Here is a 684-nt window from a genome sequence, read left to right as displayed (position 1 = left end):
ATTAAATCTCTTAATCCCCATTCTACGAACTTTTTATTTGTTAATGCTCGGTGTATGATTTCAGTTCGTGAAATTCGCCAGTAAGCCTTTCGGCTAGCTGCTGTTTTAAGGGCATCGTCATGACCGATACCGAGTTTCTTCAACCATTTATACCGAGTGGCGACTTTCTTCCATCTCTTCCAAATGATTTGTCTTAGCCGATGGTTTAACCATGCTTTAATTTCAATCATAAATGATTTCATAAAAGCAATTTTGTAGTAATTTATCCATCCTACTGTCACTCGGTTAATATCTGTCACAATGTCTTTAAAACTCCCTGGCCGATTTCTTCGAGTAAGCTTCTTCAACTTTTCACGGAAACGTTGTTTAGCCGACCGACTAGGTCGGCAACCTACTTTCCCATGTGATTATATAAATGAAACCCAAGAAACTTTGACTTTGTGGCTGTAGTCACTCGACTCTTCTCTTTATTGACGGTCAATCGTAAATCTTCTTCGATAAATTTGGTGATGCTCTCCATTACTCGTTCACCTGCACGTTTGCTTTTGACATAAATAACGAAGTCGTCGGCATAACGAGCAAATTTATGTTTTCTTCTTTCCAGTTCTCTATCTAAATGATGGAGATAAACATTGGCTAATAGAGGAGATAATGGACCACCTTGTGGTGTCCCCATATCTGTTT

Annotated in this window: 2 protein-coding genes; both read right to left on the bottom strand. The window is 38.7% G+C overall.

Translation table 11 applies throughout. The features are described 5' to 3' along the window. A partial coding sequence (locus ACYQ2O_RS12585; RefSeq protein WP_459771468.1) for a group II intron maturase-specific domain-containing protein occupies window positions 1-347 on the bottom strand: 347 nt, incomplete at its 3' end. 44 nt (window positions 348-391) lie between these two features. After that, window positions 392-684, bottom strand: a 293-nt coding sequence (locus tag ACYQ2O_RS12580; protein WP_459796751.1) for a reverse transcriptase domain-containing protein, incomplete at its 5' end; no start/stop codon positions are given.

The sequence above is a fragment of the Alkalibacterium sp. m-11 genome, assembly GCF_054658155.1.
The sequence above is the reverse complement of the archived record's forward strand: the minus strand, read 5'-3'. Positions and strand labels throughout refer to the sequence as shown.